We start from the raw sequence: 20295 nt of genomic DNA, 5'->3' as shown, positions 1-20295 counted from the left end.
CTTTTTTCTGTGACAGAACTATTTTAATTACTTTGAAAACAATTTCCCTACTATAGTTGCTAATTAAATCTCATAAAAATAATTAAAATTGTACTTCTTTTTCAAATAAGAGTTTAATATTCTCATAGGAATTTTTTAAAACTTCGGGTATATCAGTTGGACTTACCCAGGCTACTTTTTCGATTCCTTCCTCTAATTGACCTTGAGGAACACCTTCAAAATCAGTTTGCATTTCGAACCAATGCGTTATTTTTAATTTATAAACTCCGTTTCGCTTAAAAACATGATATGTTTTTTGAAGTTTGTTGGTCACACGCAATTGATTGACCCCCGTTTCTTCCTCAACTTCTCGCATAGCGGTTTCTTCAATATCCTCCCCCTTTTCAGTACCTCCTTTAGGCAAATCCCATTTTCCGTTTCTAAAAATAAAAAGCACTTCACCTTTTTTATTATACACCAATCCCCCGCCCGCTTTATTTACAGGAATTTTTGTCTTTAAAGTTTTCATAATTTCTCTTTCATCAGGATGGTAGAGATAGGCTTTTTGAATTTTATTTTGAAAAATTTTCACAATAAGTTGCTTGATATCAATACTTTCAAGTAGAAATAATTGAAAATCGGTTTCTTTTGATATTTTATTTGTCAAAAAAAGTGGTTTGTCGTTCACAAAAACTTTATACATTTGTACTATGATTTTTAATAAAGATACAGCCGAAAAAACAGCCGAATTGCTTTTACAAATAAATGCAATTAAATTGAATCCAGGAAATCCTTTTACATGGGCTTCCGGATGGAAATCGCCTATTTATTGCGATAATCGATTAATTCTCTCATTTCCAGCGATAAGAAATTATGTTAGAGATGAATTTTCTAAACACATCGAAAAACAATTTGGGAAGCCAGATGTCATTGCTGGTGTAGCAACTGGAGCGATAGGAATAGGAATTCTTGTTGCCGAAAGCATGGGATTGCCATTTGTCTATGTTCGTCCAGAGCCTAAAAAACATGGCCGTCAAAACCAAGTGGAAGGTTTTTTACAGAAAGGACAAAATGTGGTGGTGGTAGAAGATTTAATCAGTACTGGAAACAGTAGTTTGATGGCTGTTGAAGCCCTAAAAAATGCTGGTGCCAAAATCAAAGGAATGGCAGCCATATTTACCTACGGTTTTGATGTAGCGGAACAAAACTTTAAAGCGGCTAATATTGATTTATACACCCTTAGCAATTACCAAAACCTATTGAACCTTGCTGTTGCTAAAAATTATATTACCGAAAAAGAAGAAGCTACTTTAAGAGAATGGAGTGTAACTCCTTCAACTTGGAATACAGTCATTGAAAAATAATTAAAATGAATCTAGAAAGCCCAAAAGTTACTGTTGGAAAATCAGCTACAGAATTATTTAATTTATTGACAGATGTCAAAAATTTCGAAAAGCTAATGCCTGAAAACATTGCTAAATTCGAAGTTGTAGAAGACGATTCTTTTATTTTTGGTCTGAAAGGAATGCCTGAGGTACATCTAAAAATGAAAGAAAAAATTGCCCCTTCCAAAGTAGTCTTAGGTGCAGCTTCTGGAAAACTTCCTTTTACATTGATTGCCTCTATCGATGCAGTATCCGATACTTCGAGCGCTGTAAAACTAGATTTTGAAGGTGAATTTAATGCCATGATGGCAATGATTGTAAAAGGTCCTATCAGTAAATTCATTGAAACATTAGCCAACAATATGGGAAAATTATAAAAAACCTCTTTAGATATTTTCAAAATCCCTTTTAGTTTCATTTTAGAACTAAAAGGGATTTTCGTTTGGAAAGAGACGGAAAATATCCAATATAATTTCACAAATCTAATCTTAACTTTGAATTCTCTCAAAAAGTCAAATACAGACTAGTATAGCATTTGAACTTCTTTAATCCCAAATTCAACTATTTCATCATTCTCTAATAAAACCTGCAATTTACCTTGGTACGACACACCTCGAATAATCCCCATGAAGTTTTGATTAGTCTTCATGTTTTTAAAAGCCATAGGCGTGTTTTTTTTGAAAAGCAAATCAGCATAAGTTAGCCAAATTGCATCCCACATTGGCGTCTTGCCATCCAAATTTTGTTGAAGATTTTCAATTATTCGCAATACAAGCGCTTTAATATCAAATTCACGTTGACACAAGACTGCCAGTGAAGAAGCTTTGGGTAAATTTTCAAAATTAATTTGGTTTACATTCAGCCCAATCCCAATAATGGAATGAATAGTCCCGTCTTGTTTAACACTATTTTCGATCAAAATGCCACCAATTTTAAATTGATATGACATAATGTCGTTAGGCCATTTAATTTTCAATTGAGGAATTTGAAAATGATCTAAAGCTTGAACAATTGAAACCGCAACCGCTACATTTAAATTAAAAATATCGGATACACCAGTAAGTTTTTCTTTCAAAAAAACACTCATTATGAGATTCTTACCTGATTCTGTTTGCCAAATCGTCCCCATTTGTCCTCGTCCTTTTGTCTGACTTTCAGCTGTGACAACAGTAAAATTTTCAACAGCTTCTTTTAAACTTAATTGTTTTAGAAAATCATTCGTAGAATCTATGGCACTGAGTTTGATTAGTTTCATTAGTTATTATTTGACAAACAGCATTTAATATTATGTTAAGGTTCAAAATTAATGACAAAAAATGATAACTTTGCGAACTTACACATATAAAATAATTCATGGCGAAAAAAACAGTAAATAACGATGCGCTCTTAGCGAACATCATAAAAGGAATAGAAGAAGTAAAAGGTAATGATATAGACATTCTTGATTTAAGAGAAATTGACACTTCAGTTTGTGATTATTTTATCATTTGTAACGGAAATTCAAATACTCAGGTTAACGCCATTGTAAACTCCATCCAAAAAACAGTATCCAAAGAACTAAAAGATAAACCATGGCATGTAGAAGGAACTGACAATGCCGAATGGGTTTTGATGGATTATGTTAACATCGTTGTACATGTTTTCCAAAAACACATCCGAGAGTACTATAATATTGAAAGTTTATGGGGTGACGCTAAAATTACGACTATAGCAAATAAATACTAAGACAACAAAACAATAGAATGGCAAAAAATAATAACCCAAATCCAAATAAATTCAGAGTAAGTCCTTGGTTAGTTTATACAGCCATACTGCTTATTTTCTTATTTATTAGTTTCGTAACAGGCGGTTCTAACATTCAAGAACCTGCTCAATTGACCTCTTCTAAATTCAATGTTTTTTTAGACAAAGGACAAATTGAAAAAGTAATTGTTTACAACAAATCAGAAGCTGAAGTTTTTCTTAAACCTGAAGCGTTAAAATTACCCGAACATCAAAAAGTTGCTAAGGACATTTTTGACAGACCCAATACCAAAGGACCTCAATACACTTTTGAAATAGGAAATGATCAAATTTTCCAAACCAAACTGGAAAAAGCGGTTGAGGAAGGCAAATTAAAAGATTTTAACTTTTTAGCAAAAAGCAATTGGTCTGATATTATTATCAGCTTACTACCTATCATCATTATTATTGGAGTATGGTTATTTATCATGCGAAAAATGTCAGGTGGTGGCGCTGGTGGTGGCGGACAAATATTCAACATTGGTAAATCCAAAGCCAAGTTATTTGACGAAAAAACTGATGTTAAAACGACCTTTAAAGATGTTGCGGGCTTAGAAGGTGCCAAAGAAGAAATACAAGAAATTGTAGAATTTTTAAAAAACCCTGAAAAATACACCAACTTAGGAGGTAAAATCCCTAAAGGAGCTTTGCTTGTAGGCCCTCCTGGAACAGGTAAAACCTTATTAGCTAAGGCTGTAGCCGGAGAAGCTCAGGTTCCCTTTTTCTCTTTGTCAGGTTCTGACTTTGTAGAAATGTTTGTGGGTGTAGGAGCTTCACGTGTACGTGATTTATTTAAACAAGCAAAAGAGAAATCACCATCCATCATTTTTATTGACGAGATTGATGCTGTAGGTAGAGCTAGAGGCAAAAGCAATATGTCAGGCGGTAATGACGAACGCGAAAACACATTGAATCAATTATTGACAGAAATGGACGGTTTTGGCAGTCAAACGAATGTTATTGTACTTGCTGCAACCAATAGAGCCGACGTATTAGACAAGGCTTTGATGCGTGCAGGTCGTTTCGACAGACAAATTTATGTGGATCTCCCAGATGTTAGAGAACGTGCTGAAATTTTTAAAGTTCACTTAGCTCCATTGAAAAAAGTAGAAGGTTTGGATTTAGACTTTTTAGCGAAACAAACTCCAGGTTTTTCTGGAGCTGATATTGCCAATGTATGTAATGAAGCGGCCTTAATTGCTGCTCGTAACAACAAAACTGCTGTGGATAAACAAGATTTTCTGGATGCCGTAGATCGTATTGTAGGTGGTCTAGAGAAGAAAAACAAAATCATCACCATCGATGAAAAGAAAGCCATTGCGATACATGAAGCTGGTCACGCAACAGTGAGTTGGATGCTTGAACACGCTGCGCCATTAATCAAAGTAACCATTGTTCCTAGAGGACAAAGTTTAGGTGCTGCTTGGTACTTACCGGAAGAGCGTCAAATTGTACGTCCTGACCAAATGCTTGATGAAATGTGCGCTACGATGGGTGGTAGAGCTGCCGAAAAAGTAATTTTTAACCGAATTTCGACTGGCGCATTGAGTGATTTAGAAAAAGTTACCAAACAAGCCCGTGCAATGGTCACCATCTACGGATTGAATGATAAAATTGGTAATGTTACGTATTATGATTCAACTGGTCAAAGCGAATACAGCTTCTCAAAACCTTATTCAGAAGAAACTGCTAAAGTAATTGACACTGAAATTTCTGAATTAATTGAAGGACAATACCAAAGAGCTATTCAAATATTAGAAGAAAACAAAGACAAGCTAAACCAATTAGCCGATATCTTAATCGAAAAAGAAGTAATTTTCAAAGACGATTTAGAAGCTATTTTTGGCAAAAGAGCCTTTGACAAAAATCTAGGAGAAATAGTGTCTTAATAAGGCTTTATTAATAATTATTTTTAAAATCTTAATTCAAAAAACGCTTTTGAATTAAGATTTTTTTATCTTTGAACGTTTTTCAGATAACAAATAAAGCCCCTTTTCATAATATGAGCATTTTCAGCAAACTTTTTGGTTCTAGTAGTGCAGCTTCAGAAGAAGATAATGATAAAGAAAACAAAAATTCTTTTTCTGAGAAAAGCATGACTATTGACGAACAATTTATCTACAATTTCAAGCGAAATGGAGGTAAGTTTTTGTATTGCGAAAATCAAGAAGAAGTCAAAGAACAATTTGAAAACATCTTACAGGAGAATGATTGGTATGAGAGTGAAGTGCTATGCTATGAACCTACTCTTTTTAGTTTATTAGACGAAAACAAATTGACGTATAATAAAGTCAACAATCCTAAGTTCCTTTTTTCCGGATGCGAAAATCTTATTGCTGAAGAAGGTTCTGTTTTATTTTCTTCTAAACAAATCAAACAACACAAACCTTACGAATTACCTACTAACATCATTATTTTTGCTAAAACAAGTCAAATACTTGCATTTAAAACCGATGGTCTTAGCGCCATCAAGAAGAAATACGAAGGTGATTACCCAACCAATATCACTGCCATAAAATATTTTGAAAAAGCAAAAGAAGAGGACTTTACCCAATACGGTAGCGCCGCTAAAAATCTTTATTTATTGCTTTTAGAAGATCTTTAAAATGAATGAAACCCTAAAGAGATCTTTATCAGGTGCTGTATATATATTTTTATTGTTATTCAGTATCATCTATTCCACCGAAAGTTTTTTTGCGCTTTTTGGCATCTTTCTGCTGATTGCTACAGTTGAATATTGTTCTTTAGTCAAAATAAATAAAATTGCTCCTTTTTTAATAGCCGCTATCAGTTATGCTTTTTTTTATAGCATCACTTTTGCCAAACAAGGTTTTCTGTTGGCACTTAAATTCAACAAAACCTTTGATTTAACCGTATTAGCCATTACCATTTTAGTTTCAGCAAAATGCATTTATTTCTTGTTTGACAACAAAACAACGGTTATCAATTCCATTTCAAAGTACATCTACCTCTTAGGTTATATCATCCTGCCTTTTATAATAATCACCAAAATACCTTTTGGAAAAGTGGGCTACAATCCAAAAATATTAATTAGTATTTTCATCCTAATTTGGACTAATGATTCTTTTGCTTATATCGTGGGAAAATCCATTGGTAAAACAAAATTATTTGAACGTATTTCACCTAAAAAAACCATTGAAGGCTTTTTCGGAGGAATTTTTTTCACTGTAATTGCCAGTTATATCATTGCGAAATACTACATTCAAATTGCAGAATCAAACATTTATATTTGGATCGTTATTGCATTAATTGTTGGGATTTTTGGAACTATAGGTGATTTAATTGAATCCAAATTCAAACGAATTGCCGAAGTAAAAGACAGCGGAAAAATAATGCCTGGCCATGGAGGCGTACTAGATCGACTAGATAGTGTTATATTTGTAGCACCAATTGTATTTTTATTTTATCAAATTTTAAATTATGTTTCATAAAGAAGGAACCAAAACCATTTTATTAGGTATTATTTTCACAGCCACTATTCTATTAGTTTCTGATCAATTTGTAGCTATTGAATGGGTAAAAAAGCTAATTCAAATTAGTGCTTTTTTAATTTTGATAATCATATTACAGTTTTTTAGAAATCCGAAAAGAACTGCTATTATCAATGACAATCACATTTTAGCACCTGTTGACGGTAAAGTTGTCGTTATAGAAGAAGTTTATGAAGGAGAGTATTTTAAAGACAAGCGTTTACAAGTTTCCATCTTCATGTCACCTATTAATGTACATGTGACTCGTTATGCGATGAGTGGATTAATCAAATTTAGCAAATACCATCCAGGGAAATTTTTGGTAGCTTGGCACCCAAAAGCGAGTGAGGAAAACGAAAGAACCACTGTGGTTATAGAAAACAATACTTTTGGCGCTATTTTATACCGTCAAATTGCAGGAGCATTGGCCCGAAGAATTGTAAATTATGCTCAAGAAGGCATGCAAGTCGTACAAGGTACTGATGCTGGTTTTATTAAATTTGGTTCAAGAGTAGATTTATTTTTACCGTTAGGAACCAAAATAGATGTTGTACTAAATCAAAAAGCTATAGGCGGAAAAACTATTATTGCTACTAAAGAGTAATGAGCAACAAAGAATTAGAAATACAATTTCAAGAAGCCCTACAAAAAGCTTCTGAAATGAAACAAGCTTCCATCCCACAGGATGTTCAATTGCGTTTGTATGCTTATTATAAACAAGCAACCTATGGTACCATTGACCCTAAACAACACAATACCACATTCCATTTAAGAGATGCATTCAAGATGAACGCATGGATGCAAATCAGTCATCTTTCTATTTCAGAAGCAAAAAAAAGTTATATAGAAATCATCAACTCACTTTTAGAAAATCCTAATTCCAATGAAAACGAATAATTTTTTTATAGTAAGTACACTCCTAACTGTTTTCTTTATTTCTTGTAATAAAAAAAAATACACCGAAGTAGTCGAAGTTCCTTTACCTACGGCTCAAGAAAAGATAACAATTGGTTTTCCTGAAGATGTTAGAGCTGACCCAGGCTCATTCTTAATGGACAAACTTCCTTATCCTTATGATGCTTTGGCACCAACTGTTTCACCGCTCACGCTGGAGACCCACTATTCCAAACACTACCTTACTTATACAAATAATTTTAACAAGGCAGTAGCGGGCACTGGTTTAGAAAACCTTTCGATAGAAGAAGTTTTATCACAATTAGACCTAAACAATACAGAATTACGGAACAATGCTGGTGGTTATTATAATCATGGCTTATATTGGAAATCGATGACTCCTAATGGAGGTGGAAAACCTACTGACACCATTGCTGCAGTTATTGATAGGGATTTTGGTTCATTCGAAAATTTCAAGAATACATTTACTGCAGAAGCAAGCCGACAATTTGGCTCTGCATGGGTATGGCTGGTTGTCGACAAATCAGGTAAACTTCAAGTTACTAGCACACAAAATCAAGACAATCCTTTGATGCGAAATGCAACCATTCAAGGTACTCCAATCATCGCATTGGACTTATGGGAACATGCCTATTATTTAGGATACCAATACCGTCGCAGAAGTTATATTGAATCTTTTTTTAACGTTTTGAATTGGAAAAAAATAAACGAAGCCTACGAGGCAACCACTCGAAAGAAATACAGATAAAAAAAAGCTGATGTCGCAAAACATCAGCTTTTTTTATGACTAAGAATATTATTAGCAACTACTGCAACTCCAACAAGTAAGATTCTAGCGGTGCTATTTTCATTGCTATCACTCCTTCTCCATTAGTAACAACCATTTTCAATTTAATTTTTTTATACAATTGTTCAATAAGTTTATAGGAACCGTCTTTTAGATCCCATTTTTCTATCATCAATCTTGGTACTTTTAATTCGAATTCACTTGCTTGCGCATCTGAAAAATTAACAACTACAATTAACTTTTGTTCTTCAGACCATCGGGTATAACTATATATTCCGGTATCATAACCCTGAGTATGGTAGCGATTAGCAAACTGTATTTCTTGAAATTCTCCCATTATTGCAGAACTTTCCAACGAAAAATTCAACAATCTCTTATAAAAATCACGTAAAGAAGCTTCTCCTGGTGCTAATTGCCCTCCGTCAAACTTTCCATTATTCATCCATCTTTGATGTGCAGGTACTCCTATATAATCAAAAATTGAAGTACGGGAGCGACTACCAAAACCAGCATTTTCATTGGCTGCTTCACCTACCTCCTGACCAAAATAAATCATTACTGGAGCTGTACTTATGGTTGCCGAAACTACCATCATAGGTTTTCCTTTTTCACCACTACCTGCAAATTCAGGACTCGCGACACGTTGCTCATCATGATTGTCTAAAAACTTCAACATATGATGACTGATATCCCATAAATCATATTGAATTTGGGTCAACTCATCAGGCCAGGAGCGTCCTTGAATTACATCTTTGAGTTTATCATAAGTACCTACTTTATCATAGAGGTAGTCCATTTTTCCCATTTTGATGTAATTGTAATACAGTTGGGGATTATACACTTCGGCCATTAGAAATGCCTCTGGATTTTTCATTTTGATAGCTGAATTCATAAAACTCCAAAATTCAAACGGAACCATCTCAGCCATATCATAACGAAAACCATCTACTCCTTTTTTTAGCCAATACAAGGCGATAGCCCTGAATTTATACCACGAATCTGGTAATTCCTTGTCTTTCCAAAATTCAAAATGCTTTTCGTAAGATTCTGTATCATACCCCCATGGTAAAAATGGGAAATCATAACCGCCATCAGGTCGAACTCCATAATTAATTTTTACCGTTTCATACCAATCATTTTTATCAGGACGCGCCATTCGAGAGCCATTCCCTGTCCATTTAGCTGGAAATTCTACAAAAGGAACATCCATTGAAGGATGTGATTCTCCCCCTAACGGTGGTTCAATATCAGGCAATTCAAAAGAGGCATGAGGAATGTAATAAAAATTATTATCTCTACGGTATTCGACAGTAACGTCATCATTGGCACCAAAATCATTTACTCCTCTTGGATTTGTTTTTCCTTCGTATTTGCGAGCCACATGATTAGGAACAATATCGATAATCACTTTCATTCCAGCCTCGTGTGTACGTGCAATCAAGGCTTCAAATTCGGCTAAACGGTTTTCAGGATGTACCGCTAAATCAGGATTTACATTGTAATAATCTTTTACGGCATAAGGTGAACCCGCCCTACCCTTAACAACGGTAGGATGATCATTTGATATCCCTATAGCCGTGTAATCATTTATCAATGCATGATGAGGCACTCCCGTGTACCAAATATGGGTAACACCTAACTTTTTAATCTCTTTAAGAGCCTTAGGCGTAAAATCATTAAACTTACCTACACCATTTTCTTCAATTGTTCCCCAAGGTTTATTGGTAGTATTGGTGTTTCCAAAAAGCCTAGTGAATACCTGATAAACTATTTTTTTTGATGCTTTGTTAGTAGTTTTTCCTTTTTTCATAATATCCGTTTGTTTCCAATGCGCAATCTAAGTTAAATATCACATATTCTAAAAAATCCTTACCACAATTATATGAAATCATGGCATTTCCCACTAATTTTGATTCTAGTACTTACTACAACTCAAAAATTCCTAGCGTTAAATTTAAATTAAAGCCTCTTTAAAATTACAGCGTTATAGTAAATTTGCTAATGAAAATTTTTACAAGTAACAAAAACTCAAAATAAATGGCTTCAGGATTATTTTTACTTTTAGATGATATCGCCGCTTTAATGGACGATGTTGTCGTTATGAGCAAAGTGGCAACCAAAAAAACAGCAGGAATATTAGGGGATGATTTAGCTGTAAACGCTGAAAAAGCCTCTGGATTTGTATCCACTAGAGAAATTCCAGTTTTATGGGCCATTACCAAAGGGTCTTTATTAAATAAACTTATCATTTTGCCATTAGCATTTCTTTTAAGTTATTTCGTTCCTGCTTCAATCACTATAATTTTATCGATAGGTGCTATTTATTTGGCTTATGAGGGAGTTGAAAAAATATATGAATATTTTGTTCCTCATCATCCAAAAAATCATCTGCCCTTAAATCAAAATTTAACAGAAACTGAAATTATAGAACAGGAAAAAAGCAAAATTAAATCGGCGATCATCACGGATTTTATTTTGTCAATCGAAATAATAATTATAGCTCTTGGAACTGTATTAGAAAAACCAATTGCTACACAAATCTTAGTAACAACATTTATAGCTTTTCTTGCCACTGTAGGAGTGTATGGTGTAGTTGCTGTCATTGTACGCATGGACGATTTGGGACTTATTCTTAGCAAGAAACGGAATTCTATTAGCCAATTTTTGGGTAACTTATTGATACAAGCATTACCTAAAGTAGTTCAATCTCTAGCCTTTATAGGTACTATTGCTTTACTATTAGTGTCTGGAGGAATATTCAAACATAATATTGCATATTTCCACCATTTTCTAGCTAGTTTTCCTTCTATTGTTAGTGAATTTATCTTAGGATTAGGTGTAGGTGCTGTGGCATTAATAGTAATACAAGGATTTCTTTTTTTAAGAAAAAAAATCAAATAAAGCAGGTTCCTTACACAACTTTCGAAATTTGAAAGCAATTCCCATCTGCATTGCTTCCTTTTTTCATAAATTTGACGAAAATTATTTCCATTGAAGCCATTTCATTTTTTTATTAGCTTTTTATTGTTTGTCTTGGGTTTTCCAACTCTTATGGCACAAACTCCTAAAAAAATTATTATTGAACATTCGGATTTTGCGGATGTAAATGAAATAGAAATTCCCGATGCCTTTTTATTAACTGGAAATGTAAAAGTAAACCACGACGGAATTGTATTAACTTGCAACAAAGCGTATTATTTTCAAAAAGAAAATTACATCAAAGCCTTTGGAAATGTACAATTGGTTCAAGGTGACACACTTTATTTAAACAGCAAATATGCTGAGTATAACGGAAATATGAAACAAGCATTTGCTACAGGAAATGCCGTTATGAGTTCGCCTGACGCAACCTTAGCAACTGATACAATTAATTTTAATCGCAACACTCAAGAGGTTTATTACAATACACAAGGAACAATTGTCAACAGGGAAAACACACTAAAATCCAAATCAGGACGCTATTATGTTACCCAAAAAAAGTTTCAATTCTTAACTGCGGTTACCATAACCAATCCAACGTATGTCATCAAGTCTAATCATTTAGATTATTTCAGTAATTCAGGGCATTCATATCTTTTTGGTCCCTCAACAATTACCAGCAAAGCCAATTATATTTATACCGAAAAAGGATTTTATGATACCAAAAAGAATTTGGCTTACTTTTTAAGAAAATCCTACATCCGTTATGACGATCGTTTGATTGAAGGCGATAGTTTGTATTACGACCGCAATAAAGAATTTGCATCCGCTACGCGAAATGTAAAAATTACCGATACCATAAATAAAGGCATCGTTAAAGGGCATTATGCTGAGATGTACAAGAAAAAAGATTCCCTTTTTGTAACCAAAAGAGCTGTTGCAATTAATTTAGTCGAAAATGATTCAGTTTACATTCACGGAAAAAAACTAATGGTAACTGGTCCTGAAGGCAACCGAATCATACGAGCATTCAACAATGTCCGCTTTTACAAAACAGATATGAGCGGTAAATGTGATTCGTTACATTCTAGTTCAAAAGATGCGTTGACCAAGTTAATCGGGAATCCCATATTGTGGAATGGAGAAAATCAAATTACAGGGGACATCATGCACCTAATAGGTAATAATCAAACCCGAAAATTAGATTCTTTAAAGGTGCTCAATAACACCTTTATCGTTTCCAGAGACACACTTGGAACTGGATACAATCAAGTCAAGGGACTTAATTTGTATGGAAAATTCTTAGACGGAAAACTTCATGAAGTCGATGTGGTTAAAAACGCTGAAGTAATATATTATATGCGAAACGATGCGCAAGAGTTAATTGGTATTAATAAAAATGTCAGTAGCAAAATCAATATGGTGATGGCAAATAATACCGCTGAAACGATTACTTTTTTCAACCAAGTGGACGGAAATATTTATCCCGAAGAAGAGTTACCCGAAAATGCACGAAAATTAAAAGGTCTGCTTTGGAGAGGTGATGAAAGGATCAAATCAAAAGATGAAATCTTCTCAGAAGAAGATAATTTGATGAATGAAAAACTGGTGAAAGAAGGCGAAATTGACAATGCAAAAACCAATGTCCCTATGAAAATTAGAAAAGAGACCTTGGATTACGACAAAAAGAAAAAGAAATAACAAATAGCCTAAGAAGGAACTAGTAATTGTTAAAGTAAAAGAAATTGAATTCAGATTTTATAAAATACCAAGCTCAAACCTCTCCTTATCCTTTAGGAATGGAAGTTTCACATGCTATAGGCTCTTATATTTTTGATACAAATAATAAAAAATATTTGGATTTTGTAGCAGGGGTTTCGGCTTGTACTTTAGGTCACCAACACCCTCGTGTAAACCAAGCCATAAAGGACCAATTAGATAGATACTCCCATGTGATGGTTTATGGGGAATACTCCCAAAGCCCCGCAGTTGAATATTGCAAATTGATGGCTTCTTTATTACCTGCTCCATTAGATAAAACCTATTTAGTGAACTCAGGAACTGAGGCAATTGAAGGCGCATTAAAACTATCTAAACGAGTAACAGGTCGCAGTCAATTGATTTCTTGCCATAATGCATATCATGGAAATACCATGGGATCTATGAGTGTAATGGGCTACGAAGAACGCAAACAAGCTTTTCGCCCCTTACTTCCTGATGTAGATTTTATCACCTTTAATAACGAAGCTGATTTAGAGAAAATCACCACTAAAACAGCTGGAGTGTTATTAGAAACCATACAAGGTGGCGCTGGATTTATCCAACCCGAAAATGATTATTTGAAAAAAGTTCGTCAGCGTTGTACTGAAGTAGGAGCACTTATGATTTTAGACGAAATTCAACCTGGTTTTGGACGAACAGGTAAATTATTTGGGTTCCAAAATTACGATATTGTTCCAGACATAGTGGTTATGGGAAAAGGCATGGGAGGCGGTATGCCTGTAGGCGCATTTACTGCTTCATCTGCAATGATGGATTTACTCACTCATCAACCTAAATTAGGACACATCACGACCTTTGGGGGACACCCTGTCATTGCGTCAGCCTGCTTGGCCACTTTACAAGAATTGACCCAAACTCATCTCATTCAGGCCACTTTGGAAAAAGAAAAGCTATTTAGATCACTTTTGGTACATCCTTTGATACAAGAAATAAGAGGGAAAGGGTTGATGCTCGCTGCCATGACAAAAAGCGCAGACATTACCAACGAAGTGATTTTAAGATGTCAAGACAAAGGACTTATTTTATTTTGGTTGCTCTTTGAGAGTTGTGCCATTCGAATTACTCCACCGTTAACTATTTCCGAAGAAGAAATTCGTGAAGGTTGTGCGATATTGATAGAAGTGATAAACGAAGTAGCTTTAGAAAAGGAAAACAAACAAAAAAATAACTAAAAAACATCAATTCATTACCGTTCAGATTGTTAATTAAATTGTTTACAACAATTCCAGATTTTCTTCCTCATAAAAGTAATGATGCCTAACTTTAAATAGGCTAAATTCTAAACAACAACAGTATGCAACTAAGTGACGAAGAAGAAGACTATAACTTATCGCTTTCCAAATTTGAGTCCATGCTAAAAACCAATAAGGTTTTATTTTTTGACTCTGAAGAATTTGAAGAAATTATCCTTCACTATTTGGATACCGGTAAGACTGCTTTAGCAAAAAAAGCCCTAAAATTAGCACTTGACCAACACCCTAAATCAACTGGTTTAAAATTGGTACAAGTAGAAATGCTGATTTTTGAGGACAAGCTAGATATTGCTGAAAAATTACTCAATGAACTCTATGCCATTGAGCCTAATAATGAGGAAATCTATATCCAAAAAGCCAATATTTGCTCCAAAAGAGATTTACATGAAAAAGCCGTTGAATATCTGAAAATGGCACTTGACCATACCGATGATTATGCCGATGTGTATAATTTGATGGGGATGGAATACCTTTTTATGGACAATCTTGAAGAAGCTAAAAACAGTTTTATACTGTGTTTAGAAGAAGATATTGAAGATCAATCAGCATTGTATAATGTTGTTTATTGTTTTGAATTTTTAGACCAAAACACAGAAGCCATTGATTATCTCAATCAATACATCGAAAAAAACCCTTATAGTGAAATTGCTTGGCATCAAAAAGGACGTTTACATTATGGACTTACTCAATATGAAGAAGCCATTCGCGCTTTTGAATATGCCACATTAATTGATGAGGATTTTCTTGGCGCTTATATGGAAAAAGCAAAAGCGTATGAACGATTAAATCAATACGAAAAAGCCATTGAAAGTTACAGTCGGACCATTGAATTGGACGATGCCACTTCCTATGCTTTATTAAGAATAGGAAAATGCCATGAAAAATTAGGCAATTCAGCTTTGGCATTGCAATTTTACAATGAAACCGTCCACGAAGACCCATTGTTAGACAAAGGATGGATAGCAATAACAGACTTTTATGTGCGTCAAAACAATTTCCAAAAAGCATTATTCTACGTTAATAAAGCCTTAGCAATTGACAATCAAAACAAGTTGTACTGGAAACGTTATGCCACTATCAACAAACAAATGAACTTTTTTGAAGAAGCTGAATTTGGATATAGAAAGGCAGTTGAATTTGGTGATACCGAATTAGATACTTGGTTATTCTGGGTAGATTTACTTCAATTTTTAGGTGAATTTGACGGCGCTATAATGACGTTATTACAAGCAACCGAATTTTATCCTGAATCCAATGAAATTGAATATCGATTGGCAGGACTGTACTTTATGATTCAAGATACTGCCAAAGCAAAATTTCATTTGAGCAATGCATTACGACTCAATTTTGACAACTATATACTTTTAGAAGACCTCTACCCTGTTGTATGGTCTAAAAAAAGTGTTAGAAATTATATTGATAAACATAAAAAAGATTAATGATTATAATGAATAAAAAGCGTTACGGCTTATTAGGTAAAAATATTAGTTACTCTTTTTCAAGAGGCTATTTTAAAGAAAAATTCGAAGCCGGAAATTACGAAGGTTGCAGTTATGAAAACTTTGATATTCCAGAAATAACTGATTTTCCAAATATCATTGCACACAACCCATCTGAACTAAAAGGAATTAACGTAACAATTCCTTACAAAGAAGTAGTCATTCCTTATTTAGATAAATTATCAAAAAAAGCCGCTAAAATTGGCGCTGTAAATACCATTAAAATCACCAAAAAAGGCAAACTAAAAGGATACAATACTGATTACTACGGATTTAAAAAATCACTTGAACCGTTATTGCAAGGACATCACAAAAAAGCATTGATTTTAGGAACTGGAGGAGCATCCAAAGGTGTTGCCTTTGCTTTAGAAGAACTCGGTATTGATTGTGTATTTGTTTCAAGAAATAGCAAAGAAAACACCCTTGATTATAGCCAATTGAACAGTGCTATTTTCAACGAATATCATATTGTAATCAATAGCACTCCAGTAGGGACAAGTCCTGATATTGATGCGTGTCCTGATATTCCGTACGAGTTTTTTTCAGACAAACACATTGCTTATGATTTGATTTACAATCCTGCTGAAACCAAGTTTCTGCAAAAAGCTAAAGCAAAAGGTGCTCAAATAAAAAATGGATTACGAATGCTGGAATTACAAGCTGAAAAATCTTGGGAAATTTGGAATAAATAAAAACTTTCTTTTAAGCTTAAAATTTCAATAGACTACATAACAATCTCGCTTTAAACCAAATTAAAGCGGGATTTTTTTTTATAAAATTACCCTCATTTTTGAAGTTAAATAAAAAACAAAAACATACCTTTATTGGTATTGCAGTAATTCTTATTGACTAATCATATAAGGAATTTTCAGATATAAAAATTCCTAATTCAATCCTAAAACAATTTCTATATTTAAGTTTTACCCTTATTTTTGAAATTCAAAAAAAACTCTTATTCGTAATTAGAATTTTATAATTCTAAATTAAAGTATTCCAATTCATGAAATTAAAATTTTTAAAACTCCTTATGTTTTTTTGTCTTGTCACAAGTACCATCTGGGCGCAAAACAAACAAGTGACTGTATCGGGAATCGTCAAAGAAACTAAAACCAATTCAACTATTCCTTTTGCCAATGTTGTTTTAAAAACTGCCACGCAAAATACTTTTGTAGCTGGAACAATTACAAATGAATCAGGCAGGTTCACATTAGCTCATGTCAAAACTGGAAATTATATTTTAGAAATTTCCTCCATGGGATATACTACACATCAAGAAAATTTATATGTGGGCAATTTATCCAACTTTCTGGACGTAAAAACTATCGAATTAAATGCTGCTATCAGTACTTTGAATGAAGTTATTGTTACGAAAAACAACAACACAATCAGCAACAAAATGGACAAAAAAACCTTTACTGTTGCCGAAAACATCTCTCAAACTGGAAGCTCCGTCTTACAAGTTATGCAAAATTTACCTAGTGTTACCGTTCAAGACGGCAAAGTGCAACTAAGAGGAAACGATAAAGTAATGGTATTGATTGATGGCAAGCAAACCGGATTAACCGGTTTTGGCAGTCAAAGTGGTTTGGATAATATTCCTGCTTCGGCTATTGAAAAAATAGAAATCATCAATAATCCATCGGCAAAATATGATGCCAATGGAAATGCGGGTATCATCAATATCATTTACAAACAAAACAAAAAAGAAGGCTTTAATGGTAAAGTTGGTTTTACCTCTGGTTTAGGAGCCTTATGGGTCCGTAAAGAAAACCTCCCAAGCATCCGTCCACAATATACGATGACACCAAAAATCAATCCATCAGTAGCATTAAATTACAAGAAAAATAAAATCAATGCTTTTTTTCAAGGCGATTATTTATATACTGAAACTTTAAACAAAAACGAATTTGTTACCCGTTATTATGATGATGGAGATATTATTAATTCGCAACTAAAACGAAATCGAAACACCCATTTTACAACATTAAAATCAGGATTTGACTGGAACATGGATGACCAAAATACCTTGACTATCTCGGGTTTATTTGGTAGTGAAAAAATCATTGATCGTGGCGACCAACCTTTTTTTAATAATGATTTGTCTGAACGAAGACGGTTGTGGCAGTTTTTAGAAGACGAATTAAAAACAACTGTGATGGCTACTGCCACCTATCAGCATAAATTCAAAGAACCTGGACGGTTATTAAATGTAGGTTTTAATTATACTTTTCATCGAGAAGACGAAAAATATTTTTATGACAACATTCTTAGTAGCTCATCGGGAACAGATGCTTTTAAACTCTTATCCGATGAAAAAGTTTATGATTTAAATGTTGATTATACGGAGCCATTAAAACAAGGTCGTATTGAAACTGGAATTAAATTTCGCAAAAGAGACATTCCTACCAACATGGAATTCAGACCAGGGCAAAACTCTGTAATTGATGCAAATGCGGGTGGTCCTGCTACTTATAAAGAATTGATTCCTGCTGTTTATGGTAATTATGTTTTTGAAAGCCTGAAATGGGAAGCTGAATTAGGTTTACGCTTGGAATATGTGGACTTACACTATGAAGTAAACCCAAATCACAATACTTATAAAAGTGATGGATATAACTATACCCAACCTTTTCCTAATATGCGTTTGGCATACAAGATTAATGACGACAACAAAATATCCCTCTTTTTCAATCGCAGGGTAGACCGACCTAATGAAGTTGATATTCGAATTTTCCCTAAATATGATGATGCCGAAATTATTAAAGTAGGAAATCCAGCTTTGAAACCCCAATTTACTAATTCTCTAGAACTAGGCTATAAAACAAATTGGGAAAAAGGAAATTTATATACCGCCTTATACCATCGTTTTGCAGAAGGAACCATCACCCGAATTTCGAGCACTGTACCAGGAAGCACCATTATTTATGCCACTTTTCAAAATGTCAATACAAGCTACAATTCGGGAATAGAAATGGTTTTTTCACAGGAAATCAACCAATTATATTCTTTTAACATCAACACTAATGCGTATCGAAATCAGATTAATGCATTTACAGTAGAAAATAAATATCCAAGCTCTCATCAATTTTCAGCTCCTACCGAAACAATTTTTTCGGGAAATATTAAATGGAATAATACTTTTCATTTTACAAAAAAAATAGACGGACAAGTAACAGCCATTTATTTGGCTCCTGATATTATTCCGCAAGGAAAAATACAATCGCGTTATTCCGTTGATTTAGGAGTAAAAAAATCAATTCAAAACGGAAAGGGGGAACTTTATTTTAATGCAACCGACCTATTAAATTCGATGGTTCCCAGAAAACAGATTCAAGGAGATGGATTTTATTACACCAGCAACGATTACTATGAAACACAAGTAATCCGATTAGGTTATCACTATAAGTTTTAATTTATTAAAACACTTCCTAAAAGCCGTCAAAACAATTGTTTTGACGGCTTTTTTTTATTAATTTTGATAGTATTAGCCCTTCTCCCATTTCTGACAACAACCTACATTCTTTTCAAACTTTAATCCTGTATTAAAGGATTTGGAAGAGACAATCTTTATTACCAAAAGTTATGAAAAATTTCTTTTACATATTGACAACGATTGTCATAGGATTTTTTTCTATAACTTGTTTTGGTCAAAAAAGTGCTGTGTACAATAACATTGAAACAAAAAATGTCTTGTATTATACGGTCGAAGAAATTGTTAATTTAAAATTTGGTGGAACTAAGACCCGTTATACGGTTTCAGACTTAAGTCTTATAAGCAAAACAGACTTAGGCCCTAACAACATCCGGATTATTAGACCGATTTACAAAAACGAAAATTTTAATAAAAAAAATTACTATATAGAGGTCAAAAACACTGCTCCAGATGCGGGGACTTCACAAAATCCCACTACTATTACTGAAATTAAAATTGAAAGTAAAAAGATAGAAATTCCAGAAAATCCACAAATAGAAAAAGAATCTCTAGCGCTTGTCATCAATACCTTAATTAAATCCGAAGAGCCTATTAAACCGCCTATCCATACACCTGAAAAGACGACTATAAAAAAAACTACTACCCCACTCGAAGTAGCAACACCTTCTACTCCCGAAAAAAACAAACCCACAAGAGAAAAGGTAGATCATATCAATATTAATATAATGGATATTTACGAAAGAGTGGCCGAAAAGGGATATCAATCTATTTATATGTACAAGGAATTAGCCAACTACTTTTTCTTTAACAAGCAAATGGATAAAGCGGCTAAATGGTATGATGCTTTATTTAGTATGACAACAGCAGTGGATCCTGTAGTGTATTATCGTTATGGTACAGCGTTACAACAAACTGGACAATTGATAAAGGGAAATGAAATGCTAGAAAAATTCTACAAATTGACAGAATAAAAAAAGAAGCCGTCTCAAAACTGAGACGGCTTTTTTGTATATATTTGGTTTTTTATAGGTTATTTCGTATATTTAGTTATTGATATTAGATAGTTAAAT

The 20295-nt window shown here is 33.7% G+C and carries 19 protein-coding genes; 16 read left to right on the top strand and 3 right to left on the bottom strand.

The features are described from left to right. Positions 1-82 precede the first annotated feature (82 nt). Positions 83-682 carry an NUDIX hydrolase gene (locus tag K5R64_RS01210; protein ID WP_220760021.1) on the bottom strand — a complete coding sequence of 200 codons (600 nt, stop codon included), beginning with the start codon at positions 680-682 and terminating at the stop codon, positions 83-85. Positions 683-689: 7 nt separating this feature from the next. Between K5R64_RS01210 and pyrE the strand changes: the two genes are divergently transcribed. After that, entirely contained in the window at positions 690-1343 is a 654-nt protein-coding gene (pyrE, locus tag K5R64_RS01205) for an orotate phosphoribosyltransferase (protein WP_220760019.1), read from the top strand. A gap of 5 nt (positions 1344-1348) precedes the next feature. Then, positions 1349-1741, top strand: a complete 393-nt coding sequence (locus K5R64_RS01200; protein ID WP_220760017.1) for an SRPBCC family protein — start codon at positions 1349-1351, stop codon at positions 1739-1741. 146 nt (positions 1742-1887) lie between these two features. On the opposite strand, the gene K5R64_RS01195 is transcribed toward K5R64_RS01200, so the two are convergent. After that, positions 1888-2619, bottom strand: coding sequence for a biotin--[acetyl-CoA-carboxylase] ligase (locus K5R64_RS01195; RefSeq protein ID WP_220760015.1), 732 nt, complete (start codon positions 2617-2619; stop codon positions 1888-1890). Positions 2620-2717: 98 nt separating this feature from the next. On the opposite strand from K5R64_RS01195, the gene rsfS reads away from it, so the two are divergent. The 7 genes from rsfS to K5R64_RS01160 all read left to right on the top strand — a co-directional run bounded on the left by rsfS (position 2718) and on the right by K5R64_RS01160 (position 8300). Next, complete coding sequence (gene rsfS, locus K5R64_RS01190) at positions 2718-3089, top strand: ribosome silencing factor (protein ID WP_220760013.1); 372 nt, start codon at positions 2718-2720, stop codon at positions 3087-3089. Positions 3090-3106: 17 nt separating this feature from the next. After that, the gene (gene ftsH / locus K5R64_RS01185) at positions 3107-5035 is read left to right on the top strand and encodes an ATP-dependent zinc metalloprotease FtsH (RefSeq protein WP_220760010.1); all 1929 of its coding nucleotides are present in this window, start codon (positions 3107-3109) and stop codon (positions 5033-5035) included. 113 nt (positions 5036-5148) lie between these two features. Then, positions 5149-5751, top strand: coding sequence for a lactate utilization protein (locus tag K5R64_RS01180; protein ID WP_220760008.1), 603 nt, complete (start codon positions 5149-5151; stop codon positions 5749-5751). Between the two features lies 1 nt (position 5752). Further along, complete coding sequence (locus tag K5R64_RS01175) at positions 5753-6598, top strand: phosphatidate cytidylyltransferase (RefSeq protein WP_220760006.1); 846 nt, start codon at positions 5753-5755, stop codon at positions 6596-6598. After that, positions 6588-7241, top strand: a complete 654-nt coding sequence (locus tag K5R64_RS01170; RefSeq protein ID WP_220760004.1) for a phosphatidylserine decarboxylase family protein — start codon at positions 6588-6590, stop codon at positions 7239-7241. The genes K5R64_RS01175 and K5R64_RS01170 overlap by 11 nt, the downstream gene beginning before the upstream one ends. Further along, positions 7241-7534 carry an acyl-CoA-binding protein gene (locus K5R64_RS01165; RefSeq protein ID WP_220760002.1) on the top strand — a complete coding sequence of 98 codons (294 nt, stop codon included), beginning with the start codon at positions 7241-7243 and terminating at the stop codon, positions 7532-7534. The genes K5R64_RS01170 and K5R64_RS01165 overlap by 1 nt, the downstream gene beginning before the upstream one ends. Next, entirely contained in the window at positions 7521-8300 is a 780-nt protein-coding gene (locus K5R64_RS01160; RefSeq protein ID WP_220760000.1) for a superoxide dismutase, read from the top strand. Before K5R64_RS01165 ends, K5R64_RS01160 begins: the two co-directional genes overlap by 14 nt. A gap of 58 nt (positions 8301-8358) precedes the next feature. On the opposite strand, the gene K5R64_RS01155 is transcribed toward K5R64_RS01160, so the two are convergent. Beyond that, on the bottom strand, positions 8359-10149 hold the full coding sequence (locus tag K5R64_RS01155) for an alpha-amylase family glycosyl hydrolase (protein ID WP_220759998.1): 1791 nt from the start codon (positions 10147-10149) through the stop codon (positions 8359-8361). Positions 10150-10376: 227 nt separating this feature from the next. Between K5R64_RS01155 and K5R64_RS01150 the strand changes: the two genes are divergently transcribed. The 7 genes from K5R64_RS01150 (at position 10377) to K5R64_RS01120 (ending at position 20196) form a co-directional block, all read left to right on the top strand. Then, positions 10377-11240 (top strand): DUF808 family protein, encoded by an 864-nt coding sequence (locus tag K5R64_RS01150; RefSeq protein WP_220759996.1) that lies wholly within the window; start codon positions 10377-10379, stop codon positions 11238-11240. A gap of 150 nt (positions 11241-11390) precedes the next feature. After that, entirely contained in the window at positions 11391-12959 is a 1569-nt protein-coding gene (locus tag K5R64_RS01145) for an OstA-like protein (RefSeq protein ID WP_220759994.1), read from the top strand. Between the two features lie 44 nt (positions 12960-13003). Continuing rightward, positions 13004-14212, top strand: a complete 1209-nt coding sequence (locus K5R64_RS01140; protein WP_220759992.1) for an aspartate aminotransferase family protein — start codon at positions 13004-13006, stop codon at positions 14210-14212. A 122-nt stretch (positions 14213-14334) separates the two neighbouring features. After that, a complete protein-coding gene (locus K5R64_RS01135) occupies positions 14335-15732 on the top strand; it encodes a tetratricopeptide repeat protein (RefSeq protein WP_220759990.1) in 1398 nt (465 codons plus the stop codon). After that, positions 15732-16484: a shikimate dehydrogenase gene (locus tag K5R64_RS01130; RefSeq protein ID WP_220759988.1), complete on the top strand. Its 753-nt coding sequence runs from the start codon at positions 15732-15734 to the stop codon at positions 16482-16484. Before K5R64_RS01135 ends, K5R64_RS01130 begins: the two co-directional genes overlap by 1 nt. 335 nt (positions 16485-16819) lie before the next feature. After that, entirely contained in the window at positions 16820-19204 is a 2385-nt protein-coding gene (locus K5R64_RS01125; RefSeq protein ID WP_255580262.1) for an outer membrane beta-barrel family protein, read from the top strand. Between the two features lie 170 nt (positions 19205-19374). Beyond that, positions 19375-20196, top strand: coding sequence for a lipopolysaccharide assembly protein LapB (locus tag K5R64_RS01120; RefSeq protein ID WP_220759984.1), 822 nt, complete (start codon positions 19375-19377; stop codon positions 20194-20196). Positions 20197-20295 lie beyond the last annotated feature (99 nt).

The organism is Flavobacterium sp. UMI-01 (assembly GCF_019656315.1).
Classification (GTDB): domain Bacteria; phylum Bacteroidota; class Bacteroidia; order Flavobacteriales; family Flavobacteriaceae; genus Flavobacterium.
This window is presented reverse-complemented; position numbering and strand designations above follow the sequence as displayed.